Raw genomic sequence first — 605 nt, 5'->3', positions numbered from 1 at the left:
GAACAGTTCAGTGCTGTCATGGTTCAGGTGGAAGCGTGTCCGGATCTGGTTGCCATTGGGAAAGACGGGCATGGGCGGGAGCGGTTTTCCACACGGGAGATGATCGGGGTCGAGCAGCGTCTGGAAGAGGCATCGCTTGCGATGGGGCGGTCCCAGGGTCATGCGGTGCCGCTGGCGGTGCGTCGGGTGGCGATGGCGCGGGACGGGCTTGGGGACGAGCAGGCGCTGGCGGTAGGCGAGGTCACGAAGTCCCGCGACCTGTCCGTGGTGGTCGGGTATGCCGGGACGGGGAAGAGCACCATGCTGGGTGTCGCCTGCGCGGCATGGGAAGAGGCTGGGTATCGGGTGCGCGGGGCGGCGCTGTCGGGGATCGCGGCGGAAGGGCTGGAAGCGGGGTCCGGGATCGAGAGCCGGACGCTGGCCTCCCTGGAGCGGGCGTGGGAGCGTGGGTTCGACCTGCTGGAGCGCGGGGACGTGCTGGTGGTGGATGAGGCCGGCATGGTGGGGTCACGGCAGATGGAGCGGGTGCTGTCGGCCGCGCGCGGTGCCGGGGCCAAGGTCGTGCTGGTGGGTGATCCCGAGCAGTTGCAGGCGATCGAGGCCGG

The 605-nt window shown here is 69.9% G+C and carries 1 protein-coding gene; it reads left to right on the top strand.

Going from position 1 to position 605, the window contains the following annotated elements:
- The coding region (locus CFR78_RS15945) for an AAA family ATPase (RefSeq protein ID WP_146221315.1) at nt 1–605 on the top strand (605 nt) is incomplete at both ends.

It is taken from the genome of Komagataeibacter rhaeticus (genome assembly GCF_003207855.1).
In the GTDB taxonomy this organism is placed as follows: Bacteria; Pseudomonadota; Alphaproteobacteria; order Acetobacterales; family Acetobacteraceae; genus Komagataeibacter; species Komagataeibacter rhaeticus.
This window is presented reverse-complemented; position numbering and strand designations above follow the sequence as displayed.